Here is a 23,791-nt window from a genome sequence, read left to right on the forward strand (position 1 = left end):
CGGGGCTGAACACTGGGATTCTGTGCCGATGTTGAACAGACGAACGTTGCTGACGCAAACCGCCGGCTTTGCCGTCATGGGCCTTGCGCTCGGCAAGGCGACAGCCGCCAGCCTGACGGGCATCGAGAAAGCCTCGATGCGCGGCTCGATCAACGCCACCGAACTTGGCGTGCAGCCGGGTACCTTTGACGACCAGAGCAAGGCCTTCGCCAAGCTGCTTCGCGACGCGAACGGCCGCGACATGCCGGTCTTCCTGCCGCCCGGCACCTATGTGGTGTCCAATCTCTCGCTGCCCGGCCGCGTGCGTCTTTCCGGCGTGCCGGGTGCCACGCGGATCGTCTACGGCGGCGACGGCCATCTGTTCATGACCGAACAGGCCGACCATATTGAACTCAGCGGGCTGGTCTTCGACGGCTCGAACCTCTCGATGGGCGACTACGCACAGGGGCTGCTCGATTTGCGCCGGGTCGCGCATCTTGTGGTGGATAACTGCCAGATCACAGGCAGCGGCAAGAACGGGCTGGCGCTGGAACATGCGGTGGGCCGGATCGAGCGCTCGGACATATCCGGGGCCGCCGATGCCGGCATCTATTCAGTCGAAGCCGGAGGCCTGGCAATTTCAGGCAACACCGTCTCCGATTGCGCCAATGGCGGCATCCTGGTGCATCGCTGGCAAGCGGCGGAAGACGGCACCATGGTCACCGGCAACCGCGTCGAACGCATTGGCGCGCGCAGCGGGGGTACCGGCCAGAACGGCAACGGCATCAATGCCTTCCGCGCCGGAAATGTCGTCATCTCGGGCAATGTGGTTTCGGACTGCGCTTTTTCGGCGATCCGGGCCAACAGTTCCAGCAATTTGCAGATATCGGGCAACACCTGCTCACGCTCGGGCGAGACCGCGGTCTATTCCGAATTCTCGTTCGAGGGCGCCGTCATCAGCAACAATATCGTCGATGGTGCGGCCAACGGCATCTCGATCGTCAACTTCAACGAAGGCGGCCGCATGGGTGTCTGCTCCGGCAACATCGTGCGCAATTTGTCGACCAGCGGCCCCTACACAGCGGACCCGCCAGGGTTCGGTGTCGGCATTGCCGTCGAAGCCGACACCATCGCTTCCAACAACGTCATCGAGAACGCGCCGCTCTATGGCATGTCGATCGGCTGGGGGCCGTATCTGCGCAATGTCGTGGCCACCGGCAACATCATCCGCAAGGCAGGCACCGGCATCGTCGTCAGCGTGGTCGAGGGTGCCGGCACTGCCGTCATTTCCGACAATGTCATCGATGGTGCGCTGAACGGCGCTGTTGTCGGGCAGCGCTGGGCGGAGCCGGTAACTGCTGACCTCACCCAGACCAGCAGCAGCGGTTATGCGCATCTGTCCGTCGAGCGCAACCGCGTCAGCTGATCGCTGCTTTCAATTCAAGGCTGGCGTCGGCCTCAGTGCCCCGACCTTGGCGCCAATCCGGCTTTCGATCGGCGCGCTCGCCAGTACGAGCAGCTTCGCCGCCAACACCTCGTCCGCCCGCAGCAGCCTGGCGAGCACGGCGGCAGCGATGGCGTCGCCGGCGCGCCCGGCACCGTCATCGCATTTGACCGCGATACCGAGGCCGAGTTCCGGAATTGCGGCACAGTGGACGCCTTCGGCTCCGCCTTTCGCAAAAATTCGCCCGGGAGCGGCTTCCATCAGCAACAGGTCCGCACGGCCGGTGCCCGCGACGAAGAACGGCTCCGCCATACAGGCGGAGAGCAGGCGCTTCGCAGCCTTTGCCCGCTCCGGGCCAAAGCCCTGTGCCGTGGCCATGCGGGCAAAGCCGAGCGCGAAACTCCTCAGCGGCACCGCATAGGTCGGGATCGAGCAGCCGTCGATCGCGCGTTCGTCGGCACCATGGACAGCGCCGGTGACTGCCTGCATGGCGTCGCGCACCATTTCCTGCAGAGCGTGATCCGGTCTCACATAACCGCGATGCGCGATGCCTGAATGGACGCAGGTGCATAAGAATCCGGAATGCTTGCCGGAACAATTGTTATGCAGCGCATTTGGCGAACCGCCGGCACGCGCGAGCGCAATCTCCGCGCCATGGTTCGAGGGCCAGTGGGTCCCGCATTCGAGCGCCGACCCGTCCAACCCAGCCCTGGCCAGCATGGACCGCGCCAGTTCGACATGCGCAGGCTCGCCGGAATGGGAGGCACAGGCCAGCGCCAGTTCGCGATTGCCGAAGCCGTACGCATCGGCAGCACCCGTTTCGACAAGCGGCAGGGCCTGGATCGCCTTGACGGCGGAACGGGGAAAGACCGGCTTCGAAGTGTCGCCGATCTCCAGGACCGGCTTGCCGTCGGCATCGAAGACGGCGACGGCACCGCGATGGGCGCTCTCGACAATGACGCCGCGCAAAACCTCGATCAGAACCGGATTTGTCATGTCACCTCCCGCAAAATCAAAGTGTTACAGCGTCCTTTGCGCGCCCCAAACGGCGCGCGGCGCTGTAATGCGGGCGGTCTATCTGATCCGGTCGAGAATGGAAACGTAATTGGCGACGGCCGCACCGCCCATGTTGAAGATGCCGCCGAGTTTCGCTCCCGGCACCTGGATGCCGCCGGCTTCGCCGACAAGCTGCATGGCGGTCAAGACATGCATGGAGACGCCGGTCGCGCCGATCGGATGGCCCTTGGCCTTCAGGCCGCCGGAGGGATTGACCGGCAGGCGGCCGTCCTTTGCCGTCGTGCCATCCAGCGCCAATTTGGCGCCCTCACCGGGCTTCGCCAATCCCATCGCCTCATATTCGATCAATTCGGCGATGGTGAAGCAGTCATGCGTCTCGACGAAGGAGAGATCATCGAGCGTCACGCCGGCATTCTTCAGCGCGCGGGTCCAGGCCTGTTCGCAACCTTCGAAGGTCAGGATGTCGCGCTTCGACATCGGCAGGAAATCCTGCACATGCTCGTTGGCGCGGAAGGCGACGGCACGGCGCATCTTCAGCGCCGTTGCCGTGTCGGCAAGGATAAGGGCTGCGGCGCCGTCGGAAACCAGCGAACAGTCGGTGCGCTTCAGCGGACCGGCGACGAAGGGGTTCTTTTCGCTCTCCTGCCGGCAGAATTCATAGCCGAAATCCTTGCGCATCTGCGCATAGGGATTGTCGACGCCATTCTTGTGGTTCTTGGCGGCAATCATGGCGAGCGCATCCGACTGGTCGCCATAGCGTTGGAAATAGGCCTGCGCGATCTTGCCGAAGACGCCGGCAAAGCCGGCCGGCGTCTCGCCGTCCTCGGGCAGATAGGACGCCTTGAGCAGGTTCTTGCCGATTTCCGGCCCGGGCGTCGTCGTCATCTGCTCGGCTCCGACCACCAGCACGATCCGGGCGGCGTTTGCATCGATGGCGCGAATGCCCTGCCGGACGGCGGCCGAACCGGTGGCGCAGGCGTTCTCGACGCGCGTGGCCGGCTTGAAGCGCAACCGGTCGTCCGCCTGGAGCACCAGACTTGCCGTGAAATCCTGCGGCGAAAAGCCGGCGTTGAAATGGCCAAGCACGATCTCGTCGACCTCGTCCGGACCGATGCCGGCATGATCGAGCGCGTCCGTCGCGACCTTGACGATCAGGTTTTCGAGCGTTTCACCCTCGAGCTTGCCGAAGCGCGAATGCGCCCAGCCAACGATGCATGCGGTCATGGCGGTCTCCATCCTTGGCGCCAGCCTCGCCCGTGGCTCGTGGCGTGCTTCGCCTTTATTGTTCAAATATAAACATTCTTGCCCGGACCGTGAAGGGCCGCAATGCAACAATCGCTTGGTGCAGGTCGCGCGAGCGTCGATTTTTTTATTGATTGACGCGTCAATAAAAAATAATCTCCCCGCGAAATCGGAAACAGCATGCCAAAAGTCGGAATGGAGCCATTGCGCCGCAAGGCGCTCATCGACGCGACGATCTCGGCGATCGGCGAGCGTGGCTCGCTTGACGTGACCATGTCCGAGATTGCCGGGCGCGCCGGTGTGTCTTCAGCTCTTGCCCATCACTATTTCGGCGCCAAGGATGAGCTGCTGTTCGCGACGATGCGGCACATCCTGGCTGAACTGACCACCGACATGCGCCGCGCGCTTCAATCCGCCACTTCCCCGCGCAAGCGCGTCTCGGCCGTGGTCGCCGTCAACTTTTCCGACATCCAGTTCCAGGCGGAGACCATCGCCGCGTGGCTCGCCTTCTATGTCGAGGCGCAGAAATCGTCCTCGCTGCGCCGGCTGCTCAGAATCTACGCAAGGCGGCTGCATTCGAACCTGATGAGCGGATTGACCGGCATTCTGCCCAGGACCGAAGCCGACCGCGCCGCGGAAGCGACGGCGGCGATGATCGACGGGCTCTACATCAGGCGCGCGCTGAAGGATGGCGTGCCCGACGCCGCGACCGCGATCGCGCTGGTCGAGGATTATCTCGAAACCAAACTTGGCGGACGGCACAAACAGTGACAGCGAAGCGACCCAATTTCCTGATTATCATGGTCGACCAGCTCAACGGGACCTTTTTCCCGGACGGCCCGGCGGAATTTCTGCACACACCGCATCTGAAAGCGCTGGCCGCGCGTTCGGCGCGCTTCGCCAACAACTACACCGCCTCGCCGCTCTGCGCACCGGGCCGTGCCTCGTTCATGAGCGGCCAGTTGCCGTCACGCACCGGTGTCTATGACAATGCGGCGGAATTCACCTCGTCGATCCCGACCTTCGCCCATCATCTGCGTGCCGCCGGCTACTACACATGCCTGTCGGGCAAGATGCATTTCGTCGGACCGGATCAGTTGCATGGGTTCGAGGAGCGGCTGACCACCGACATCTATCCGGCGGATTTCGGCTGGACGCCGGACTACCGCAAACCCGGCGAGCGCATCGAGTGGTGGTATCACAATCTGGGTTCGGTGACCGGCGCCGGCGTCGCCGAAACCACCAACCAGATGGAGTATGACGACGAAGTCGTGTTCCTCGCGTCGCAGAAGCTCTATCAGCTTTCGCGCGAACAGGATGATGCGAGCCATCGGCCCTGGTGCCTTACCGTCTCGCTGTCGCATCCGCACGATCCCTATGTCGCGCGAAAGCAGTATTGGGATCTCTATGAGCATTGCCAAGCGCTGGACCCGGAAACCGGGTTCATCGCGCATGACGATCAGGACACCCATTCCCAGCGGCTGTACCACGCCAGCGACTATCCCTCTTTCGACATCACGCCCGAGCAGGTGCGTCGTTCGCGGCGCGGCTATTTCGCCAACATCTCCTATGTCGACGACAAGGTCGGCGAACTCCTGGACGTCCTCACGCGAACGCGCATGCTCGACGACACGATAATCCTGTTCTGTTCGGATCACGGCGACATGCTCGGCGAGCGGGGCCTGTGGTTCAAGATGAGCTTCTTCGAAGGCTCGGCGCGGGTGCCGTTGATGATTGCCGGCAAGGGCATTCGTGCCGGGCTGATCGAGGCGCCGGTCTCAAATCTCGACGTGGCACCAACGCTTTGCGACCTCGCCGGCATCGATATCGAGGCGATCGCGCCATGGACCGACGGCCAGTCGCTGCTGCCGCTCACCCAGGGCGGGCAGCGCACGGCACCGGTATTGATCGAGTACGCCGCGGAAGGCTCCTATGCACCCTTGGTGGCAATCCGTGATGGCAGATACAAATTCGTCCATTGCGAACTCGATCCGCCGCAATTGTTCGATCTCGAGGCCGATCCGCTCGAGCGGGACGATCTCGCCGACGACCCTGCCAATGCGAGCCTGGTGGCGGCATTCATGGAAAAGGTGCGGTCGCGTTGGGACATGGCCGGCTTCGACGCCGCCGTGCGCGAGAGCCAGGCACGCCGCTGGGTCGTCTATCCGGCGCTGCGCAACGGCGCCTATTATCCCTGGGATTTCCAGCCGCTGCAGAAGGCGTCCGAGCGCTACATGCGCAATCACATGAACCTCGACAATCTCGAAGAGAGCAAAAGGTATCCGCGAGGCGAATGATGGCAGACCTTCTCGTCCCTTCCCTCGATCATCTCAGAAAGGCCTATGCCGTCACCTCCCAGGCGACGCAGGTCACGCCATTGCTGGAATCGGCGGCGCTCGCCAAGGAAACCGGTGCGGCCCGCGTCTTCATCAAGCCGGAATCGCTGCAATGGGCCGGATCGTTCAAGGTTCGCGGCGCCTATTGGCGGCTGAAGCGGCTTTCGCCCGACGAGGCGAAGAAGGGCGTCGTCGCCTATTCCTCCGGCAATTTCGCGCAAGGGCTGGCCGCGGCCGGCCAGGCGCTCGGCATTCCGGTGACCATCGTCATGCCAATCGATGCGCCGGCCGCCAAGCGTGACGCCACCGCAGGCTACGGCGCGCGCGTCGTGCTGACCGATCACGGCGATCGGGCCCGCGAGGAAGTCGCCGCCGCCAAGGCGCGCGGGATCGCGGAGACCGAAGGCCTGGCCCTGCTGCATCCTTTCGACGATCCGGAGATCGTCGCCGGCCAGGCGGGCGCCGGCCTCGAAGCGCTCGATCAATTGTCCGCCAAGGACGCCAGCGCTGATCTTTTGTTTTGCGCGGTCGGCGGCGGTGGGCTGATCGGCGGCGTTTCGCTCGCCTTCCATTATCTGTCGCCGGCGACCGAGATCATCGGCGTCGAGCCCGAAGGCTTCAACGGCATGGGTTCCTCGCTGGCGCATGGCAGCATCGAGACCATGCCGATCGGCCCGAAATCGATCTGCGACGGGCTGATGTCACGACGGCCGGGCGACGCGCCGTTCGCGGCGGTCAAGACCGCGGGCGTTCGCGGCATCACTGTCGACGACCAGTCGGTGCGCGGCGCCATGCGGATCGCCTTCGAGAGGATGAAGCTGGTGCTTGAGCCGTCTGGCGCGGCATCACTCGCGGCACTGCTCGGCGGCAAGGTCGATGTGAAGGGCAAGACCGTCCTTGTGGTTGCAACCGGCGGCAACGTTTCGCTCGCCGATTTCATCACGCATATGAACGATGGGCGCATTTGAACCATGCTTGAAGCGGATTTCGTCATCATCGGCTCCGGCTCCGCCGGCTCGGCCATGGCCTATCGCCTGTCTGAAGACGGCAAGCATTCGGTCATCGTCATCGAATTCGGCGGCACCGATCTCGGACCTCTGATCCAGATGCCGTCGGCACTGTCGATCCCGCTCAACATGAGCCTCTACGACTGGGGCTTCGCCAGCGAGCCGGAGCCGCATCTGGGCGGCCGCGTGCTGGCGACGCCGCGCGGCAAGGTGATCGGCGGCTCATCCTCGATCAACGGCATGGTCTATGTGCGCGGCCACGCCCGCGACTTCGACCATTGGGCAGAACAGGGCGCCGCCGGCTGGGCCTTCGCCGACGTGGTGCCCTACTTCAAGCGCATGGAGGATTCGAACGGCGGCGAGGATGGCTGGCGCGGGCACGGCGGCCCGCTGCATGTGCAGCGAGGCTCGCGCCGCAATCCGCTCTATGGCGCCTTCGTCGAAGCGGGCCGCCAGGCAGGGTTTGAACTGACCGACGACTACAATGGCGCCAAGCAGGAAGGCTTCGGCCCGATGGAGCAGACCATTCTGGGTGGCCGCCGCTGGTCGGCGGCATCAGCCTATCTGAAGCCGGCGCTCAGGCGCAAAAACGTGAGTCTCGTCAAAGGCTTTGCGCGCCGGGTGATCATCGAGAATCAACGCGCCATCGGCGTCGAGATCGAAGCTCACAAACAGATTCAGGTCGTTAAGGCGCGACGTGAAGTGATCGTCGCGGCATCGTCGATCAATTCGCCAAAGATCCTGATGCTGTCCGGTATCGGGCCGGGCGGGCATTTGCGCGAAAACGGCATCGCCGTCGTGGCCGACCGGCCCGGCGTCGGCGGCAACCTGCAGGATCATCTGGAGCTCTACATCCAGCAGGAAGCGACCAAACCGATCACGCTGAATTCAGTGCTGAACCCGTTCTCCAAGGCGATGATCGGGGCGCAATGGCTGTTCTTCAAATCGGGCCTTGGCGCCACCAATCATTTCGAGGCCGCCGCCTTCGTGCGCTCGCAGGCAGGCGTCGACTATCCCGACATTCAGTACCACTTCATCCCGGCGGCGGTTCGCTACGACGGCAAGGCGGCGGCGAAGTCGCACGGCTTCCAGGCGCATGTCGGGCCGATGCGCTCGAAGTCGCGCGGCTCGGTGACGCTGCGCTCGCCCGATCCGAAAGCGAAGCCGGTCATCCGCTTCAACTACATGTCGCATCCGGACGACTGGGCGGAGTTCCGCCACTGCATCCACCTGACCCGCGAAATCTTCGGCCAGTCGGCCTTCGATGCCTATCGCGGACAGGAACTCTCGCCGGGCAGCCATGTCCAGTCGGACGACGATCTCGATGTGTTCATTCGCGACCATGCCGAAAGCGCCTACCACCCCTGCGGCACCTGCCGAATGGGCCGCGCCGATGATCAATCGAGCGTGGTCGATCCGGAATGCCGGGTCATCGGGGTCGACGGATTGCGGGTCGCCGACTCCTCGATCTTCCCGCGCGTGACCAACGGCAACCTCAACGCGCCGTCGATCATGACCGGCGAGAAGGCGTCCGATCACATCCTTGGCCGCACGCCGCTCGCGCCGTCCAACCAGGAACCGTGGATCAATCCGCGCTGGCAGGCGTCTGACAGATAGGCCATGATCCGCCGATAGAGTGAGCCGCCCGACAGCCGCCCGCCCGACAGCCGACGCGTGGGGGCGAAATGATTTGGAGATTTCCCATGCGCGCCCAGCCCACGGCTTCGCACTATGTCAACGGACGCTATATCGAGGACGAAGGCGGCGCGCCGCTACCGGTCATCTATCCCGCCACGGGCGAGACCATCGCCATGTTGCGTTCGGCGACGCCGAACGTGCTGGAACTCGCCATCGAGGCCGCACGCGCCGCACAGCCGGCCTGGGCGCGGCTTAAACCGGTCGAGCGCGGCCGCGTCCTACGCCGTGCCGCAGACATCTTGCGCGCCCGCAACGCCGATCTTGCCCGCATCGAGACGCTCGACACCGGCAAGGCGATCCAGGAGACGCTGGTGGCGGACGCCCCTTCGGCAGCCGATTGCCTCGAATATTTCGCCGGCGCGGTCGCCGTCTTCAACGGCGAAGCTGTCGACCTCGGCGGGCCCTTCGCCTACACGCGCCGCGAGGCGCTTGGCGTCTGCGTCGGCATCGGCGCGTGGAATTATCCGATCCAGATCGCCGGCTGGAAATCGGCGCCGGCGCTCGCCATGGGCAACGCCATGGTCTTCAAGCCATCGGAGAACACGCCGCTTTCGGCGCTGGCGCTGGCCGAGATCTACTCGGAAGCCGGCCTGCCCGACGGACTGTTCAACGTCGTGCAAGGCTATGGCGATGTCGGCGCCGGGCTTGTCGGCCATGATGTCGTCGCCAAGGTCTCGGTGACCGGCTCGGTGCCGACCGGGCGCAAGGTGCTGTCGCTGGCGGGGTCCAAGATGAAGCACGCGACGATGGAACTCGGCGGCAAGTCGCCGCTGATCGTCTTCGACGATGCCGATCTCGAAAATGCCATTGGCGGCGCCATGCTCGGCAACTTCTATTCGGCCGGCCAGATCTGTTCCAACGGCACGCGCGTCTTCGTCCAGAGCGGGATTCACGACCGCTTTGTCGAGCGGCTGGTCGAACGGACCAAGAAAATCCGCATTGGCGATCCGCTCGATCCGGAAACGCAGATGGGGCCATTGGTCTCCAAGTCACAGCACGAGAAGGTGGTTGGCTATATCGCGGTCGGCAAGCAGGATGGGGCGACGCTGGCCTTTGGCGGCAATGTGCCGTCCCTGCAGGGCTTCCAGGGCGGCTTCTTCGTCGAGCCGACGGTGTTCACCGGCGTCACCGACACGATGCGGATCGCCCGCGAGGAGATTTTCGGCCCGGTCATGAGCGTGCTTAAATTCGATGGCGAGGACGAGGTGATCGAGCGCGCCAACGACACCGAGTTCGGCCTTGCCGCGGGCGTTTTCACACGCAACCTGCCGCGCGCCCACCGGGTCATCGCCGAGTTGCAGGCTGGGACCTGCTGGATCAACGCCTACAATCTGACGCCGGTGGAAATCCCCTTCGGCGGCGTCAAGCAATCCGGCATCGGCCGCGAGAACTCCCTGGCGGCACTGGCGCTCTATTCGCAGCTGAAGTCGATCTATGTCGAGACCGGGGACGTCGCCAGTCCGTACTGATCCCGCCTACTTCTCCGTCGTGCCATCCAGATACTGGGTCAGCGCACAGACCAGGTGATAGAAAATGCTCGCCGGCACGTCCGATGCCAGCGAGCGGCCGCGCTCGTCGATGCGGTCGATCCACAGACCGAGCGGCGCCGGGTCGATGTGCCAGCGGAACAGCCGGCCGACGCGCGCCTCGATCTCCGGCTTCAGATCAGGGCCGCCCGAGCCATCCAGTGCGATCGCCGCCTTGAGCGCCTCGGCCTGCGGCCAGCTGCGCGATATCAGGTCGAGCGGCAGGCCCTGCCGCGAGACTGCCCCATAGGCAAGGCCGGTGGCACGGTTGAGGCCGTTGGCGATCGCCGAGGCATAGAGTTTTCGGGCAAAGACACTCAGTTCGGCCTGGCCGCTGCGGTCGGCGAAATCGACCAGCAGCGATGCCCATTCGAAGTGGTGGCCAGGTTCGGTCCAGGTCCCCTTCTCTCCCAAGACCGGTTTCCATTCGGCATCGAAATACTCGCCGAGCGTCCAGCTCTCAGGGTCGAAGAAATGGCTGCGGAAGAGGTCGATGATGCGCGCCGCACGGCGCAGATGCGCGCGCTCGCCGGTCGCCTGGTACCAGGCCAGGAAAGCTTCGAGCAGATGCATGTGCGGGTTGGAGCGCCGCTCGCCAGCCCCGCTCGATGTCTCGAGGAAGCCGGTCATGCGGCTGTCCTCCAGATGCGCATCGAGGAAGGCGAAGGTTTCTTCGCCGAGCCGCAAGGCATCGGCATTGCCCGACATATGCGCATGCGCCAATGCCAGCAGGATGCAGGCATGATCGTAGGCGTCCTCGACCGGGTCGGCGACGGAGCCATCGACATTCAGTGTGCGCACCCAACCGCCCCGTTCGGTGCGGCCCTGCCCCGCCATGAAGTCGATGCCATGCGCGATCAGCCGGTCGGCCGGGCCGGTCCAGCCGTGGCCCTTGGCCACCGCGAAAGCATAAACCTGCCTGGCCTGGGTACGCATGCGCTTCGGCTTCAACAGCGGGGAGCCGTCGAAGCCAAGCGCCTCATGGAAGCCGCCGTGGCGCTCGTCTACGCCTGATGTCGACCATAGAGGCAAGGTCTCCTGAAACAGCCAGTGATGCACGCGCCGCCGCCAGGCGCCGCTTTCGATGACGCGGTCATGCGCCGGCGTGAATCTGGTTTCCAGCCGTCCCGATTTTTCGAGTTGTTCGACGATCTTCTTGACGTGCTGGCTGTGACTGACCGGGGCGACGAAAGTGGCATCCGAGGTCGAGACGATGGCAACGTCCTTCATGCCGATCGCCGACAGCAGGCGGCCGTCGCTGCGGATATAGGAATTCTCGCAATCGATGGCGACGACATCACCGACGATGACATTGCCCTGGCCGTCGGCGGGACCGACATCGAGGAGCGATTGCCAGGAGCCGAGATCGTTCCAGCGAAAGCCGGCCGGCACCATGGCAATGTCTTTTGCCCGCTCCATGATGGCATAGTCGATCGAGTTCGACGGGATGGCCGCGTAGAGCTCCAGCGGCATATAGAGGCCGGACAGGTCCGATGTCGCCGCCTTGTAGGCCGCTTCGCTGGCGTGCCAGATATCGGGCTGGAAGGCCTCGAAGGCGTCGCGCATGGCACCTGCCCGAAACAGGAAGATGCCGGTGTTCCAGTAAAAATTTCCCGCCTTGAGATAGTCATTGGCCGTCGCAAGGTCGGGCTTCTCGACGAAACGCGAAACGTCGAACACACCGCCCTTCTCGGCCGATACCTCGATATAGCCATAACCGGTTTCCGGCTGGGTCGGCTTGATGCCGAACACCACCAGGCGGCCGGCGCGCGCCGCCTCAGATCCCGCTTCGATACTTTGCCAGAATTGCCCTGCCGTCGCTATTTCATGGTCCGAGGGCACCACCAGCACCAGGCTGTCGCCGAATTCCGACAAAGTGCGCAAGGTCGCCAGCGCGACGGCGGCGGCGGTGTTGCGTCCCGCCGGCTCGAACAGGGGACCGCCACCGGCAAGATCGAGACCGGCCAAGTCGGCATGGACACGATCGGCGTGACGCTCCGAAGCGATCAGGAAGATCGGCGTCTCGCCAGCCGCTCTCGCCGTCAGGCGGCGCAAGGTCTTGGCCAGCATGGAGCCATCGCCCGACAGATCGTGGAACTGCTTGGGATTGTCCTCACGCGACAGCGGCCATAGCCGAGAGCCGACGCCGCCGCTCATGACAAAACTGACGATCCGCTCGGTCATTCAGCTCTCGCGCTCGGGAATTGGAGGTCGACTGGGTAGCACAGATGCCCTTTAAGCGGTATTTGCCCGATTGGAAATCCGCTCGGCCGCCAGTTCGATAAAGGCCTTGACCAAGGGGGAAAGGTGGCGGCTGCTCGGATAGAGGACATGCAGTCCGCCAGCCGGTGTCATGTAATCCCCGAGAACGCGCTGCAAGCGCCCCTGATCGATCAACCCTTCGGCCATCGCCTGGGGCAATTGTGCGATGCCGAAGCCCGCGAGCGCGGCCGCAACCACCGCCTGCATTTCATTGGCGGCGAAGCGCCCCGCAACCACGGCCGTCTCCTGGCCTTGTGGTCCATCCAGCACCCAGTGGGCAACTGACGCCGATGGACCCGCGATGACGCATCGATGGCGCGCTAGATCCGCCGGACTTTCCGGCATTCCGTATCGTGTGAGATAGTCGGGGCTGGCGCAGAGCAGCCTGCGCGTGGCGCCGAGCTTGCGGGCGATCAGCGTCGAATCCTGGAGGGTGCCGGTGCGGAAGGCAAGGTCGATGCCGTCCTCGACCAGGTTGAGCTTGTCGTCGGTGAGGCGAAGCTCGACATTGGTCTTTGGATACAACTCCAGAAAGTCGACCACGGCGCGGATGAGGAAGTAGCTGCCAAAACCTACTGGGGCCGAAACGCGGATGGTGCCCGACGGTTCTGCCCTCGCCTCCGCGAGACGCAGATTCGCCTCCTCTATCGCCCGCAACCCTTGGCTGCTCTGCTCATAATAGGACCGCCCGGCATCCGTCAGGTTGAGGCTGCGTGTCGTGCGCTGCAGCAGGCGCACGCCGACCTCGCGTTCCAGCGCGGCGACACGGCGGCTGACCGTCGTCTTCGGCATGGCGAGCAGGCGTGCTGCGGCGGTGAAGCTGCCGGCTTCGACGACGCGAGCAAACACGACGACATCATTGAGATCAACCATTGTGCTCACAAGTGGAACAACGTTTTCCAATTATAGGCAATTATGCATCAAACGGACAGGGCCCAATTTTGCTCCGGACAAACAAGCCAGACAGAGAAGAAGGAGCAGACGAAATGACCAGCAAACGAAGCGTTCTTGTGACCGGCGCCACGGGCCAGCAAGGTGGCGCGGTTGCGCGTGCCCTGTTGGCCAGGGGCCATCACGTCAAGGGACTTACGCGCAGGCCGGACAGCGAAGGCGCGCGGCAACTGGCGTCGGCCGGCGCCGAGATGGTGGCCGGCGATCTCGCTGACGCGGGCTCGGTCGTGAGCGCCGCAAAAGGCGTCGACACCATGTTCCTGATGGGCAACAGCTATGAAGCCGGCCTCGAGGAGGAGACCCGTCTGGGGATCCTTGCCGCCGATGCTGCGAAGACCGCCGGCGTCGGACATCTGATCTATTCCTCCGTTGCCGACGCCGACAAGAAGACAGGCATCCCGCATTTCGAAAGCAAATATCTGGTCGAGCGGTATATCGAGCAGCTCGGCGTTCCCTATTCGATCAGCGCGCCGGTGGCCTTCATGGAGAATGCCGTTGCGCCGTGGTCGATCGGTGCGCTCAACCAAGGCATCCATGCCTTCGCGATGCCGCCCAAGCGGGTGCTTCAACTGGTCGCCCTGGCGGATATCGGCGCTTTCGTAGCCGCCCTCGCCGAGCGGCGGGAACGGGTGTTCGGCAAGCGCTTCGATTTCGCCGGCGACGAATTGTCGGGCGAAGAACAGGCCGCAATCCTGTCCGGCGCCATCGGCCATCCGATCCGCTATCAGGAAATACCGATCGCGGTTGCTCGTCAGCAAAGCGAGGACGCTGCGCTGATGTTCGAATGGTTCGACCGCGTCGGCTACGACGTCGACATCGCCAGCTTGCACAGGGAATTTCCGGAGGTGCGCTGGCACGGCTTTGCCGACTGGGCGCGCGCGTTCGACTGGAGCGTTCTGACGACCAAAGCGCCAGAACGCTGAACTAGCCAGAACGCTGAACTAGAAAGTCTGGTTATAGGCGCCGACTTCCGGACTGCGGCGCAGCACGGCGTCGACGGCATCGAACATCTGCCGGCGACGCTCGGACGAGACCGGGCTTTCGACGACCACGACCAGTTCCGGCTTGTTCGACGAGGCGCGCACCAGACCCCAGGTGCCGTCCTCGGCAACGACGCGCACGCCATTGACGGTGACGAGGTCGACGATCTTCTGGCCAGCGAAACTGCCACCGTCCCGCTGCATCGCCTGAAAATCGGAAACCACCCGTTCGACGACGCCGTACTTCACCTCGTCCGCGCAGTGCGGAGACATGGTGGGCGTGCCGAAGGTCAGCGGCAGCGCACGGTAGAGATCGGCCATCGAACTGGCCGGGTTGCGGTCCAGCATCTGGCAGATGGTGATTGCCGTGACCAACCCGTCGTCATAACCGCGCCCGATCGGAGGGTTGAAGAAGAAATGACCTGACTTTTCGAAGCCGGCGACCGCGCCGAGTTCGGCAACGCGGCGCTTGATGTAGGAATGGCCGGTCTTCCAGTAGTCGGTAGCCGCGCCATTGGCGCGCAGCACCGCGTCGGTGTTGAACAGTCCGGTCGACTTGACGTCGACGACAAAGGTCGAACCCGGATATTGGCTGGAAATATCCCGCGCGAGCATGACGCCGACCTTGTCGGCGAAGATCTCGTTGCCTTCATTGTCGACGACGCCGCAGCGGTCGCCGTCGCCATCGAAACCCAGCCCGACATCGGCCCCTGTCTCCAGCACCTTGTCCCTGATGGCATGCAGCATCTGCATGTCTTCCGGATTGGGATTGTAGTTTGGAAACGTATGATCAAGCTCGACATCGAGCGGGATCACTTCGCAGCCGATCCGTTCCAGCGCGTCAGGTGCAAAGGCGCCGGCAGTGCCATTGCCGCAAGCGGCAACCACTTTGAGCTTGCGCGTGATGCGCTTGTCTCGGGTCAGATCGTCGAGATATGTCTCTCGAAAGTTGGAAACGAAATCATAAGAGCCGCCGCCTGTAAGGTCGAAATCGCCGGCCAGCACGATCGCCTTCAGCGCGCTCATCTCCTCGGGCCCGAAGGTCAGCGGCCGCGCCGCACCCATCTTGACGCCGGTCCAGCCATTTTCGTTGTGCGAGGCAGTGACCATCGCCACCGACTGCGTCTCCAGTGCGAACTGCGCGAAATAGGCCATCGGCGACAGCGCCAGGCCGATATCCTTCACCCGTGCGCCGGCCGCCATCAGTCCGGAAACCAATGCCAGCTTGATGCCAAGCGAATAGGAACGGAAATCATGTCCGGTGACGATGTCGGGTCCAACGCCGAGACGGCGGATCATCGTGCCCAGCCCCATACCCAGCGCCTGAACGCCGATCAGGTTAAGTTCGGGCGGCACCGTCGAACCGGGATGGCCGAACCACCAGCGCGCATCGTATTCCCGAAAACCGGATGCCTTGATCAGCGCCGCGGTTTCGAATTCGAAGCTGTTGGGCCATGCTTCACCAACGATTTTTGGGGGCAAGACAGCAGAGCTCCAGGCTGCAGAAACACAATCTATCGACGCAGCGGCTTAGCACACAAGGCTTTAAGCCGCGTTTATCCCAGATGGAAATCCGGGCTTTACGGCACTGCCCGACGAAAGCGCACGAAATGCGACAGAAGTGCTGCCAATGCCGCTTGCAGGAACGAAGTGTGGCAGCTATAAGCCCGCGTCTGGTCACGGAGTGTAGCGCAGCCTGGTAGCGCACCTCGTTCGGGACGAGGGGGTCGCAGGTTCAAATCCTGCCACTCCGACCAGAAAGAACAAGCACTTAGCGTTTCCCGAAAATTGCTTCCTACCTGAAACCCTACCTGAAACTGTCGAAAACGCGGCTCCAGTGCCACGTCTGCATGATCTTGCGTGCCGACGCTTGGCGTGCCCTTCATGCCGGCCATGAAAACGCGCGACGAAAATCAGATGCACTATTTGCGAGAGATGGAGCGGACTATCCGGGCGAGCGAATTTTGGCGCGGGAAGCCGAAGGGAGCTGAGGTGGCGGTCCGGCGGCTCTATTTGACCGGTGCCGGCGACTGCGGCGGCTCCAGTTGGCCGTTTGACGCGACGCAAGAGGAGGTCGACGCGCGCATCGCCGCCGAACGCGAGCTGGAGCAGAAATTCAAGGCCCTGTGGAAGCGTGATCCTGAGTTGGCCCGGTCGATTGATTGGGGAGCCTACTAACCGCTTGGCTGGCAGGCGTCGACTTCTGGCACATTCTGTCTGGCTTTACAGCGCCCCGAACTGCGGCCTACCTTCCGGCACTGATTTGGGGGAAGCGCAGTGGCGGCAGGAAACGGAAACAAATCCGATCTCGACTTTACGGCCGATCTATTCAAGGCGGCCGACAAACTCAGGGGCAACCTGGAGCCATCGGAATACAAGCACGTCGCGCTTGGACTGATATTTCTCAAGTACATTTCCGACGCCTTCGAGGGGCTGCACGCTAAGCTCGCGGCGGAGCAGCATGCCGACGCGGAAGACCCGGAAGAGTATCTGGCCGAGAACGTGTTCTGGGTGCCGAAGGAGGCGCGCTGGCCCTTCCTGCAAGCGAACGCCAAGCGTCCCGAGATCGGAAAGCTGATCGACGAGGCGATGGAGGCCATCGAGAAGGCACCGTCTAACGAAGGGCTGAAAGGCGTCCTGCCGAAGAACTACGCGCGTCCGACACTGAACAAGACGATGCTGGGCGAGCTGATCGACCTGTTTTCCAACATCGGCATGCACGATGGCACCGACAAGGCGAAAGACCTGCTTGGCCGGGTCTACGAGTATTTCCTGTCGGGGTTCGCCGGCTCCGAGGGCAAGCGCGGCGGCGAGTTCTTCACGCCGCGTTCGGTGGTGCGCACGCTGGTCGAGTTGCTCGAACCCTACAAGGGCCGCGTCTACGATCCGTGCTGCGGCTCCGGCGGCATGTTCGTACAGTCGGAGAAATTCATCGAGGAGCACGGCGGGCGACGCGACGCCATCGCCATTTACGGTCAGGAGATCAACCACACGACATGGCGGCTGGCGAAGATGAACCTCGCCGTGCAGGGCATCGACGCCGACATTCGCTGGAACAACGAGGGCAGCTTCCACCGCGACGAGTTGCCGGACCTGAAGGCCGACTTCATCCTCGCCAATCCGCCGTTCAACGTTTCGGATTGGGGCGGCGAGCGGCTGGCCGACGATCAGCGCTGGAAATACGGCACGCCGCCGAGGGGCAATGCCAATTTCGGCTGGCTCCAGCACATCCTGCATCACCTTGCCCCGCGCGGCACGGCCGGCGTGGTGCTGGCGAACGGTTCCATGTCCTCGCAACAATCGGGCGAAGGCGACATCCGCAAGGCGATGATCGAGGCGGACGTAGTCGATTGCATGGTGGCGTTGCCGGGGCAGTTGTTTTTCTCGACGCAAATCCCGGCCTGCCTGTGGATACTGGCGCGCGACAAGAGCGCCAACGGCCACCGTGACCGGCGCGGCGAAATCCTGTTGATCGACGCCCGCAAGCTCGGTTTCATGGTGGACCGCGTGCGTAAAGAGTTCAGCGCCGAAGACATCCAAAAAATCACCGGGGCCTATCACCGCTGGCGGGACAAGGATCGCGGCACGGACTTTGCCGATGAGCCCGGCTTCTGCAAATCGGCCACGCTCGCCGAGGTGCGCGAGCACGCCCACGTGCTGACGCCGGGCCGCTACGTCGGTGCGGCAGACGTCGAGGACGACGGGGTTGCGTTCGCCGAGAAGTTCGGAGGGTTGCGGGGGCGACTACAGGAGCAGTTCGCGGAAGGGCGGGGTCTGGAGGAGAGGATCGAGCGGTTGTTCGACGAGGTTTCGTCCAATGCCTGATCACTGGCGCAAGAGTAAATGGGGCGACGAGGTCACACTCCAGTATGGCAAGGCCATCCGTGGCTATCAAAATGCAAAGGCTCCTTACCGGGTTTTTGGTTCGAATGGCCCCGTAGGTTGGCACACTGAAGCACTTGCGCCCGGCCCCGGCGTCATTCTAGGCCGTAAGGGAGCGTATCGTGGCGTGCGGTACTCACCCGAACCTTTCTTCGTCATCGACACGGCCTATTACGTCCAGCCGAAAGGCAAGATGGACATGCGCTGGCTATACTATGCGGTAATCTATCATCGACTTGGTGAGATTGATGATGGATCGCCCATCCCATCGACGACACGGGCAGCTGTATATGTTCGGGATATGGAGGTTCCGCCCATTAAAGAGCAGCGGGCCATAGCTGAGCTACTCGGCTCGCTCGACGACAAGATCGAACTTAATCGGCGGATGAACGAAACACTGGAGGAAATGGCGCAGGCGATCTTCCGCGACTGGTTCATCGATTTCGGCCCGACCCGCCGCAAGATCGACGGCGCGACCGACCCCGTCGAGACCATGGGCGGACTTGTCACCGATCCCGACTGCGCACGGCAACTGGCCGATCAGTTTCCCGCGAACTTAGCGGATGATGGGTTGCCAAAAGGATGGGAGGCCGTAGCAGTCTCACATCTTGTCGAATTCAACCCCAGCGAACCGTTGAGGCGCGGCACAGTCGCTCCTTATTCCGACATGAGTTCGCTGCCCACGCGCGGCAGCATAGCCGAACTGCCCATAGATCGAGAGTTCGGCTCGGGAATGCGTTTCCGCAATGGTGACGCGCTCATCGCCCGCATTACCCCATGTCTCGAAAACGGAAAGGCAGCCTTCGTTGATTTCCTGCCCGATCAATCATCTATAGGGTGGGGATCAACCGAGTTCATCGTCTTGCGAGCTAAGGCACCCGTGCCGCCGCCATACTCCTACTTGATTGCTCGCCAGGACGAGTTTCGTGACCGGGCCATCCGCAGCATGACCGGTACATCTGGCAGGCAACGGGCGCAGGCGGACAGCGTGTCTTCTTTTGTGGTCGCACGAGCAAGTGACGAGGTACTGGAAGCGTTTGGTCAGTTTGTCGTTCCCTGGTTCAGCTTGATCTCAGCTAACGGTCGACAAAACCGCACCCTCGCCGCGACCCGCGACCTCCTTCTGCCTAAGCTGATGTCGGGCGAAACTCGGCTGCGCGACGCTGCGGCAGAACTGGAGGCCGCGCAATGAATGTCTCCCCTCTTGGTCGCCTGGAAAAAGTCAACGTGCGAGGCATTTGGCTGACAGAGGCGCAACATTTCACTCCATGGCTCGCACGACCAGACAACCTCGCCATTCTCGGCGAAACGCTCAACATGGAATTGGAGATCGAGGCACAGGAGAAGAATGTGGGGCCATTTCGCGCCGACATTCTGTGCAAAGATGCACTCGATGGTTCCTGGGTTTTGATTGAGAACCAGCTTGAGCGCACCGATCATGGGCATCTGGGACAGTTGCTGACCTATGCATCTGGGCTCCAAACTGTGACCATCGTATGGATTGCCACGCAGTTTACCGAAGAGCACCGAGCGGCGCTCGACTGGCTGAACGAGATCACCGAAGAGAAGTTCAAGTTCTTTGGTCTGGAGGTCGAGCTTTGGCGTATCGGCGACAGCCCGCCGGCACCGAAATTCAACATCGTCTCGAAACCCAATGAGTGGTCCCGCTCAGTCGGCCAGGCGGCTCGCCGGATTGAAACGGAAGCACTTACCGACACGAAGTCGCTTCAGCTTCGATTTTGGACCCAATTGCAAGAGCGGCTTAGAAATCATCCTCGCCTACGTCCTCGCAAGCCATTCCCCCAACACTGGTATGATTTCAGCATCGGAAGAGCGGGCTTTAAACTGTCAGCAAAACTAGACACTCAAAGGGATCGCTTTGGGGTTGAATTATACATCGACGATGAGGACGCAAAGGCTTTCTTTGGGCAACTGATTTTAGAGAGGGCGCAAATCGAGACCGAGATCGGGCTCGATCTTGAATGGCAAAAGCTCCCTGAAAGAACAGCTAGCAGGATTGTGCACCATTGGAGCGGGATCGACCCCTTCGATGAAGCCAGATGGCCTGAATATCTGGACTGGATGGTCCGCTCGTTGGAGCGATTTCATTCAGTTTTCGCCGAGCGCGTACGCGCACTCGATGCGGATCAGTTTGATCCGGAGGCGTCGGAAGCCTGATGATCGACCGCGATATCGTCTACGAGCGGATCGAGATGGACTACTCGCGATCCGGTTTCCGCGAGGACATCGTTGAACATGCGGCTATCGGCATTTTCGAAGACCTTGGCTACATCTACGCCCCAGCGGCTCAGATCGCGCCGGACGGCTCTGCGCCGGAGCGTGAGGCCTATTCCGACACCATCCTGGCATCGCGGCTGACCGGTGCGGTCGAGCGCCTGAACCCCATCATCCCGGCGGAGGCGCGGACATCGGCGATCAAGCAGCTTTTTGTGACCGTAACGCCGTCGCTGGTCGAGGAAAACCGGCGCATCCATCGGCTGCTCACGGAAGGCGTCGATGTCGAGTTCGTCGTAGCCGACGGCGAGATCAAGGGCGACAAGGTCTGGCTGATCGACTTCGACAATGTCGAAAGCAACGACTGGCTGGTGACCAACCAATTCACGGTGGTCGAGGGCCGCCACAAGCGGCGTCCGGACGTGGTCGTGTTCGTGAACGGCCTGCCTCTTGCGATCATCGAGTTGAAGAATGCAGGAGACGAGACAGCGGACATCGGAGCTGCCTTCAACCAGCTTCAGACCTACAAGGCTCAGGTGCCCTCGCTGTTCCGGGCGAACGCAGTCCTGATCGCCTCCGACGGCGTGCTGGCGCGCATCGGGTCCCTGACTGCCGACGAGGAGCGCTTTATGCCCTGGCGCACGGTGACGGGCGCTGATGGCGATTTCACGCCGCATGGTCCCCGCGAGATGGCAACGCTGCTGCGCGGCATCTTCGACCGCCGGCATTTCTTTTCCCTGCTGCGAGACTTCATCGTGTTCGGGGACCGGGGCGAAGGGCCGTTTAAGATCATCGCCGGCTATCATCAGTTCCATGGCGCGAGGAAGGCACTCGCTAGCGCGATAGAGGCGGCGCGCCCCGATGGCGACCGCAAGATCGGCGTGATCTGGCATACACAAGGGTCAGGCAAGAGCCTGCTGATGGCCTTCTTCGGCGGGCTCGTCGTGCGGTCGCGGGAACTGGAAAACCCGACGCTGGTCGTTCTCACCGACCGCAATGACCTAGACGACCAGCTATTCTCGACATTCAACCTTTGCCGCGACCTGATCCGCCAGAAGCCGGAACAGGCCGACAGCCGCGATGAGCTTCGCCACCTGCTCAATCGGGCTTCGGGCGGCGTGATCTTCACGACGGTGCAGAAGTTTTCGCCCGAGGCCGGGGAGGAAAGCTTCCCGATGCTGACCAACAGGCGCAACGTTATCGTCATCGCCGATGAGGCGCATCGCAGCCAATACGGTTTCGACGCCAAGCTCGACAAGGCGACCGGCAAGCGCCGCTACGGCTATGCGCACTATATCCGGCAGGCCTTGCCGAATGCCTCGTTCATCGGGTTCACCGGCACGCCGATCGAGGCGGACGACGTGAACACGCCCGCGATCTTCGGCGAGTACATCGACGTTTACGACATCAGCCGCGCCGTCGAGGATGGGGCGACGGTTCCGATCTTTTACGAGAGCCGTCTGGCGCGGATCGAACTGGACGAGGACGAGAAGCCACGCATCGACGCTGAGATCGAGGCGATCCTCGAAGACGACGAGTTGTCGGAACAGGAAAAGCAGAAGGCGAAGTGGACGACGGTCGAGCGGCTGGTTGGCTCGGAAAAGCGCCTGGCGCAGATCGCCGCCGATCTGGTCGAACATCTTGAGGCCCGCATCGCCGGCATGAACGGCAAGGCGATGGCGGTCTGCATGAGCCGGCGCATCTGCGTTGACCTCTACGACCAGATTATCAAGCTGCGGCCCGGATGGCACTCGGACGATGACGACAAGGGGGCGGTCAAGATCGTTATGACCGGCTCGGCGTCCGATCCGCTCCAATGGCAACCGCATATCGGCAACAAGAGACGGCGCGACGATCTTGCCAAGCGGGCGCGCGACCCTGACGATCCGCTCAAGCTGGTGATCGTGCGCGACATGTGGCTGACCGGCTTCGACGCGCCCTGCATGCACACCATGTACATCGACAAGCCGATGCGTGGCCACGGCCTGATGCAGGCGATTGCCCGCGTCAACCGGGTGTTCAAGGACAAGCCCGGCGGGTTGATTGTGGACTATATCGGCATCGCCCAGAACCTGAAGAACGCGCTCGGCCAGTATACGAAGTCCGACCAGGAGAAGACCGGGATCGACGAGGAAGAAGCCGTTGCGGTCCTCGTGGAGAAGTTCGAGGTCGTGCGTGGAATGTTCCATGGACATAACTACAGCCTTGGGGTCAGCGGCCAGCCGCAGCAGCGGCTTGTCGCCCTTGCCGACGCCATCGACTGGATATTGAAGTGGCAGGAACAGCAGGCCGCCAAGGTCGGCAACGCGGACGAGAAGAAGAAATCGCATCGCCGCTTTCAGGACGCGGTGCTGGAACTCGGCAAGGCATACGCGCTCGCCTCCGCCAGCGATGAGGCCCGCGCTATCCGCGACGAGGTCGGCTTCTTCCAGGCGGTGCGGGCCGCTCTGGTCAAGACGACGGGCGGCGGCAAGATGTCGGATCGGGCCAAGAATTTCGCGGTTGGACAGCTTCTCGATCAGGCCGTGGCCAACGCCGAGATAGTGGACATATTAAAGGCGGCGGGCATCCAGTCCCCTGACCTATCAATCCTGTCGGACGAGTTCCTGGCGGAAATCCAGCAGATGGAGAAGAAGAACCTCGCGCTGGAGGCTCTGAAAAAACTTCTCAATGGCGAGATCAAGAGCCGGTCGCGGTCGAACGTGGTCGAGACAAAATCCTTTTCCCGACGCCTGGAGGAGGCCGTCGCCCGCTATCACGCCAACGCGATTTCGACGGTGGAGATGATCCAGGAGTTGATCGCGCTAGCGAAGGACATCAAGGCTTCAGCCGCTCGCGGCGAGGAGCATGGGCTATCGCCGGAGGAACTCGCCTTCTATGACGCGCTCGCCGAAAACGAGAGCGCCGTCGAGGCGATGGGCAGCGAACAGTTGCGCGTCATCGCCCACGAGCTGGTCGAGCAGATGCGGGGTTCGGCGACCGTTGACTGGCAGCACAAGGCCAGTGCCCGTGCCCGCATGCGCATTCTGGTCAAGCGCATCCTCAAGAAGTATGGATATCCGCCCGATCTGGAGCAGGACGCAGTGCAAACCGTACTGGCGCAAGCTGAGGTGATGTTGCGTGAGGTGGCGGCCTCAAGCTCGCGATAAGAATTTGTCGTCCGTGAACAATGAAGTGGGTCAGGCTGCGCTGGATCTGGGGCGGCTTTGGAGTGCTGTGATGAGAAGCCGCA

General features: G+C 62.6%; 17 protein-coding genes and 1 tRNA gene. 13 read left to right on the forward strand and 5 right to left on the reverse strand.

Annotated elements, in window-relative coordinates; all coding sequences use genetic code 11:
* Positions 1-28 precede the first annotated feature (28 nt).
* Positions 29-1,405 carry a TIGR03808 family TAT-translocated repetitive protein gene (locus LB536_RS07195; RefSeq protein ID WP_224590605.1) on the forward strand — a complete coding sequence of 459 codons (1,377 nt, stop codon included), beginning with the start codon at positions 29-31 and terminating at the stop codon, positions 1,403-1,405.
* Between the two features lie 9 nt (positions 1,406-1,414).
* Here LB536_RS07195 and LB536_RS07200 read toward each other — a convergent pair whose 3' ends face one another.
* Positions 1,415-2,419, reverse strand: coding sequence for an asparaginase (locus tag LB536_RS07200; RefSeq protein ID WP_224590606.1), 1,005 nt, complete (start codon positions 2,417-2,419; stop codon positions 1,415-1,417).
* 78 nt (positions 2,420-2,497) lie between these two features.
* Complete coding sequence (locus LB536_RS07205; protein ID WP_140762845.1) at positions 2,498-3,664, reverse strand: acetyl-CoA acetyltransferase; 1,167 nt, start codon at positions 3,662-3,664, stop codon at positions 2,498-2,500.
* A 198-nt stretch (positions 3,665-3,862) separates the two neighbouring features.
* On the opposite strand from LB536_RS07205, the gene betI reads away from it, so the two are divergent.
* From betI to betB, 5 genes are all read left to right on the forward strand, one after another.
* Positions 3,863-4,453: a choline-responsive transcriptional repressor BetI gene (gene betI / locus LB536_RS07210; RefSeq protein WP_224590607.1), complete on the forward strand. Its 591-nt coding sequence runs from the start codon at positions 3,863-3,865 to the stop codon at positions 4,451-4,453.
* Positions 4,450-5,979 carry a choline-sulfatase gene (gene betC, locus LB536_RS07215; protein ID WP_224590608.1) on the forward strand — a complete coding sequence of 510 codons (1,530 nt, stop codon included), beginning with the start codon at positions 4,450-4,452 and terminating at the stop codon, positions 5,977-5,979. Before betI ends, betC begins: the two co-directional genes overlap by 4 nt.
* Positions 5,976-6,986: a threonine/serine dehydratase gene (locus LB536_RS07220; protein WP_224590609.1), complete on the forward strand. Its 1,011-nt coding sequence runs from the start codon at positions 5,976-5,978 to the stop codon at positions 6,984-6,986. The genes betC and LB536_RS07220 overlap by 4 nt, the downstream gene beginning before the upstream one ends.
* Before the next feature lie 3 nt (positions 6,987-6,989).
* Entirely contained in the window at positions 6,990-8,642 is a 1,653-nt protein-coding gene (betA, locus tag LB536_RS07225; RefSeq protein WP_224590610.1) for a choline dehydrogenase, read from the forward strand.
* 86 nt (positions 8,643-8,728) lie between these two features.
* Positions 8,729-10,192, forward strand: coding sequence for a betaine-aldehyde dehydrogenase (gene betB, locus LB536_RS07230; protein WP_224590611.1), 1,464 nt, complete (start codon positions 8,729-8,731; stop codon positions 10,190-10,192).
* 6 nt (positions 10,193-10,198) lie between these two features.
* Here betB and LB536_RS07235 read toward each other — a convergent pair whose 3' ends face one another.
* Positions 10,199-12,433, reverse strand: coding sequence for a mannose-1-phosphate guanylyltransferase/mannose-6-phosphate isomerase (locus LB536_RS07235; RefSeq protein WP_224590612.1), 2,235 nt, complete (start codon positions 12,431-12,433; stop codon positions 10,199-10,201).
* 51 nt (positions 12,434-12,484) lie between these two features.
* Positions 12,485-13,384 carry a LysR family transcriptional regulator gene (locus LB536_RS07240; protein ID WP_224590613.1) on the reverse strand — a complete coding sequence of 300 codons (900 nt, stop codon included), beginning with the start codon at positions 13,382-13,384 and terminating at the stop codon, positions 12,485-12,487.
* Between the two features lie 113 nt (positions 13,385-13,497).
* Between LB536_RS07240 and LB536_RS07245 the strand changes: the two genes are divergently transcribed.
* Positions 13,498-14,385, forward strand: a complete 888-nt coding sequence (locus LB536_RS07245; protein WP_224590614.1) for an NmrA/HSCARG family protein — start codon at positions 13,498-13,500, stop codon at positions 14,383-14,385.
* 18 nt (positions 14,386-14,403) lie between these two features.
* On the opposite strand, the gene LB536_RS07250 is transcribed toward LB536_RS07245, so the two are convergent.
* Positions 14,404-15,924, reverse strand: coding sequence for a phosphomannomutase/phosphoglucomutase (locus LB536_RS07250; protein WP_224590615.1), 1,521 nt, complete (start codon positions 15,922-15,924; stop codon positions 14,404-14,406).
* Between the two features lie 198 nt (positions 15,925-16,122).
* Between LB536_RS07250 and LB536_RS07255 the strand changes: the two genes are divergently transcribed.
* The 6 genes from LB536_RS07255 (at position 16,123) to LB536_RS07280 (ending at position 23,708) form a co-directional block, all read left to right on the forward strand.
* Positions 16,123-16,199 (forward strand) — tRNA-Pro (locus LB536_RS07255).
* A gap of 103 nt (positions 16,200-16,302) precedes the next feature.
* Positions 16,303-16,620: a hypothetical protein gene (locus LB536_RS07260; protein ID WP_224590616.1), complete on the forward strand. Its 318-nt coding sequence runs from the start codon at positions 16,303-16,305 to the stop codon at positions 16,618-16,620.
* Between the two features lie 99 nt (positions 16,621-16,719).
* A complete protein-coding gene (locus LB536_RS07265) occupies positions 16,720-18,267 on the forward strand; it encodes a type I restriction-modification system subunit M (protein ID WP_224590617.1) in 1,548 nt (515 codons plus the stop codon).
* Positions 18,260-19,516 carry a restriction endonuclease subunit S gene (locus LB536_RS07270; RefSeq protein WP_224590618.1) on the forward strand — a complete coding sequence of 419 codons (1,257 nt, stop codon included), beginning with the start codon at positions 18,260-18,262 and terminating at the stop codon, positions 19,514-19,516. Before LB536_RS07265 ends, LB536_RS07270 begins: the two co-directional genes overlap by 8 nt.
* A complete protein-coding gene (locus LB536_RS07275; protein WP_224590619.1) occupies positions 19,513-20,502 on the forward strand; it encodes a DUF4268 domain-containing protein in 990 nt (329 codons plus the stop codon). Before LB536_RS07270 ends, LB536_RS07275 begins: the two co-directional genes overlap by 4 nt.
* A complete protein-coding gene (locus LB536_RS07280; RefSeq protein WP_224590620.1) occupies positions 20,502-23,708 on the forward strand; it encodes a type I restriction endonuclease subunit R in 3,207 nt (1,068 codons plus the stop codon). The genes LB536_RS07275 and LB536_RS07280 overlap by 1 nt, the downstream gene beginning before the upstream one ends.
* The last annotated feature ends 83 nt before the right edge of the window (positions 23,709-23,791 follow it).

It is taken from the genome of Mesorhizobium sp. ES1-3 (assembly GCF_020164795.1).
In the GTDB taxonomy this organism is placed as follows: domain Bacteria; phylum Pseudomonadota; class Alphaproteobacteria; order Rhizobiales; family Rhizobiaceae; genus Mesorhizobium.

What these genes read in the sequence shown, in the direction of transcription:
- LB536_RS07195 (WP_224590605.1), top strand. Translation starts at nt 29, where the DNA reads ATGTTGAACAGACGAACGTTGCTGACGCAAACCGCCGGCTTTGCCGTC.
- LB536_RS07200 (WP_224590606.1), bottom strand. Translation starts at nt 2,419, where the DNA reads ATGACAAATCCGGTTCTGATCGAGGTTTTGCGCGGCGTCATTGTCGAG.
- LB536_RS07205 (WP_140762845.1), bottom strand. Translation starts at nt 3,664, where the DNA reads ATGACCGCATGCATCGTTGGCTGGGCGCATTCGCGCTTCGGCAAGCTC.
- betI (WP_224590607.1), top strand. Translation starts at nt 3,863, where the DNA reads ATGCCAAAAGTCGGAATGGAGCCATTGCGCCGCAAGGCGCTCATCGAC.
- LB536_RS07220 (WP_224590609.1), top strand. Translation starts at nt 5,976, where the DNA reads ATGATGGCAGACCTTCTCGTCCCTTCCCTCGATCATCTCAGAAAGGCC.
- betA (WP_224590610.1), top strand. Translation starts at nt 6,990, where the DNA reads ATGCTTGAAGCGGATTTCGTCATCATCGGCTCCGGCTCCGCCGGCTCG.
- betB (WP_224590611.1), top strand. Translation starts at nt 8,729, where the DNA reads ATGCGCGCCCAGCCCACGGCTTCGCACTATGTCAACGGACGCTATATC.
- LB536_RS07235 (WP_224590612.1), bottom strand. Translation starts at nt 12,433, where the DNA reads ATGACCGAGCGGATCGTCAGTTTTGTCATGAGCGGCGGCGTCGGCTCT.
- LB536_RS07240 (WP_224590613.1), bottom strand. Translation starts at nt 13,384, where the DNA reads ATGGTTGATCTCAATGATGTCGTCGTGTTTGCTCGCGTCGTCGAAGCC.
- LB536_RS07245 (WP_224590614.1), top strand. Translation starts at nt 13,498, where the DNA reads ATGACCAGCAAACGAAGCGTTCTTGTGACCGGCGCCACGGGCCAGCAA.
- LB536_RS07270 (WP_224590618.1), top strand. Translation starts at nt 18,260, where the DNA reads ATGCCTGATCACTGGCGCAAGAGTAAATGGGGCGACGAGGTCACACTC.
- LB536_RS07275 (WP_224590619.1), top strand. Translation starts at nt 19,513, where the DNA reads ATGAATGTCTCCCCTCTTGGTCGCCTGGAAAAAGTCAACGTGCGAGGC.
- LB536_RS07280 (WP_224590620.1), top strand. Translation starts at nt 20,502, where the DNA reads ATGATCGACCGCGATATCGTCTACGAGCGGATCGAGATGGACTACTCG.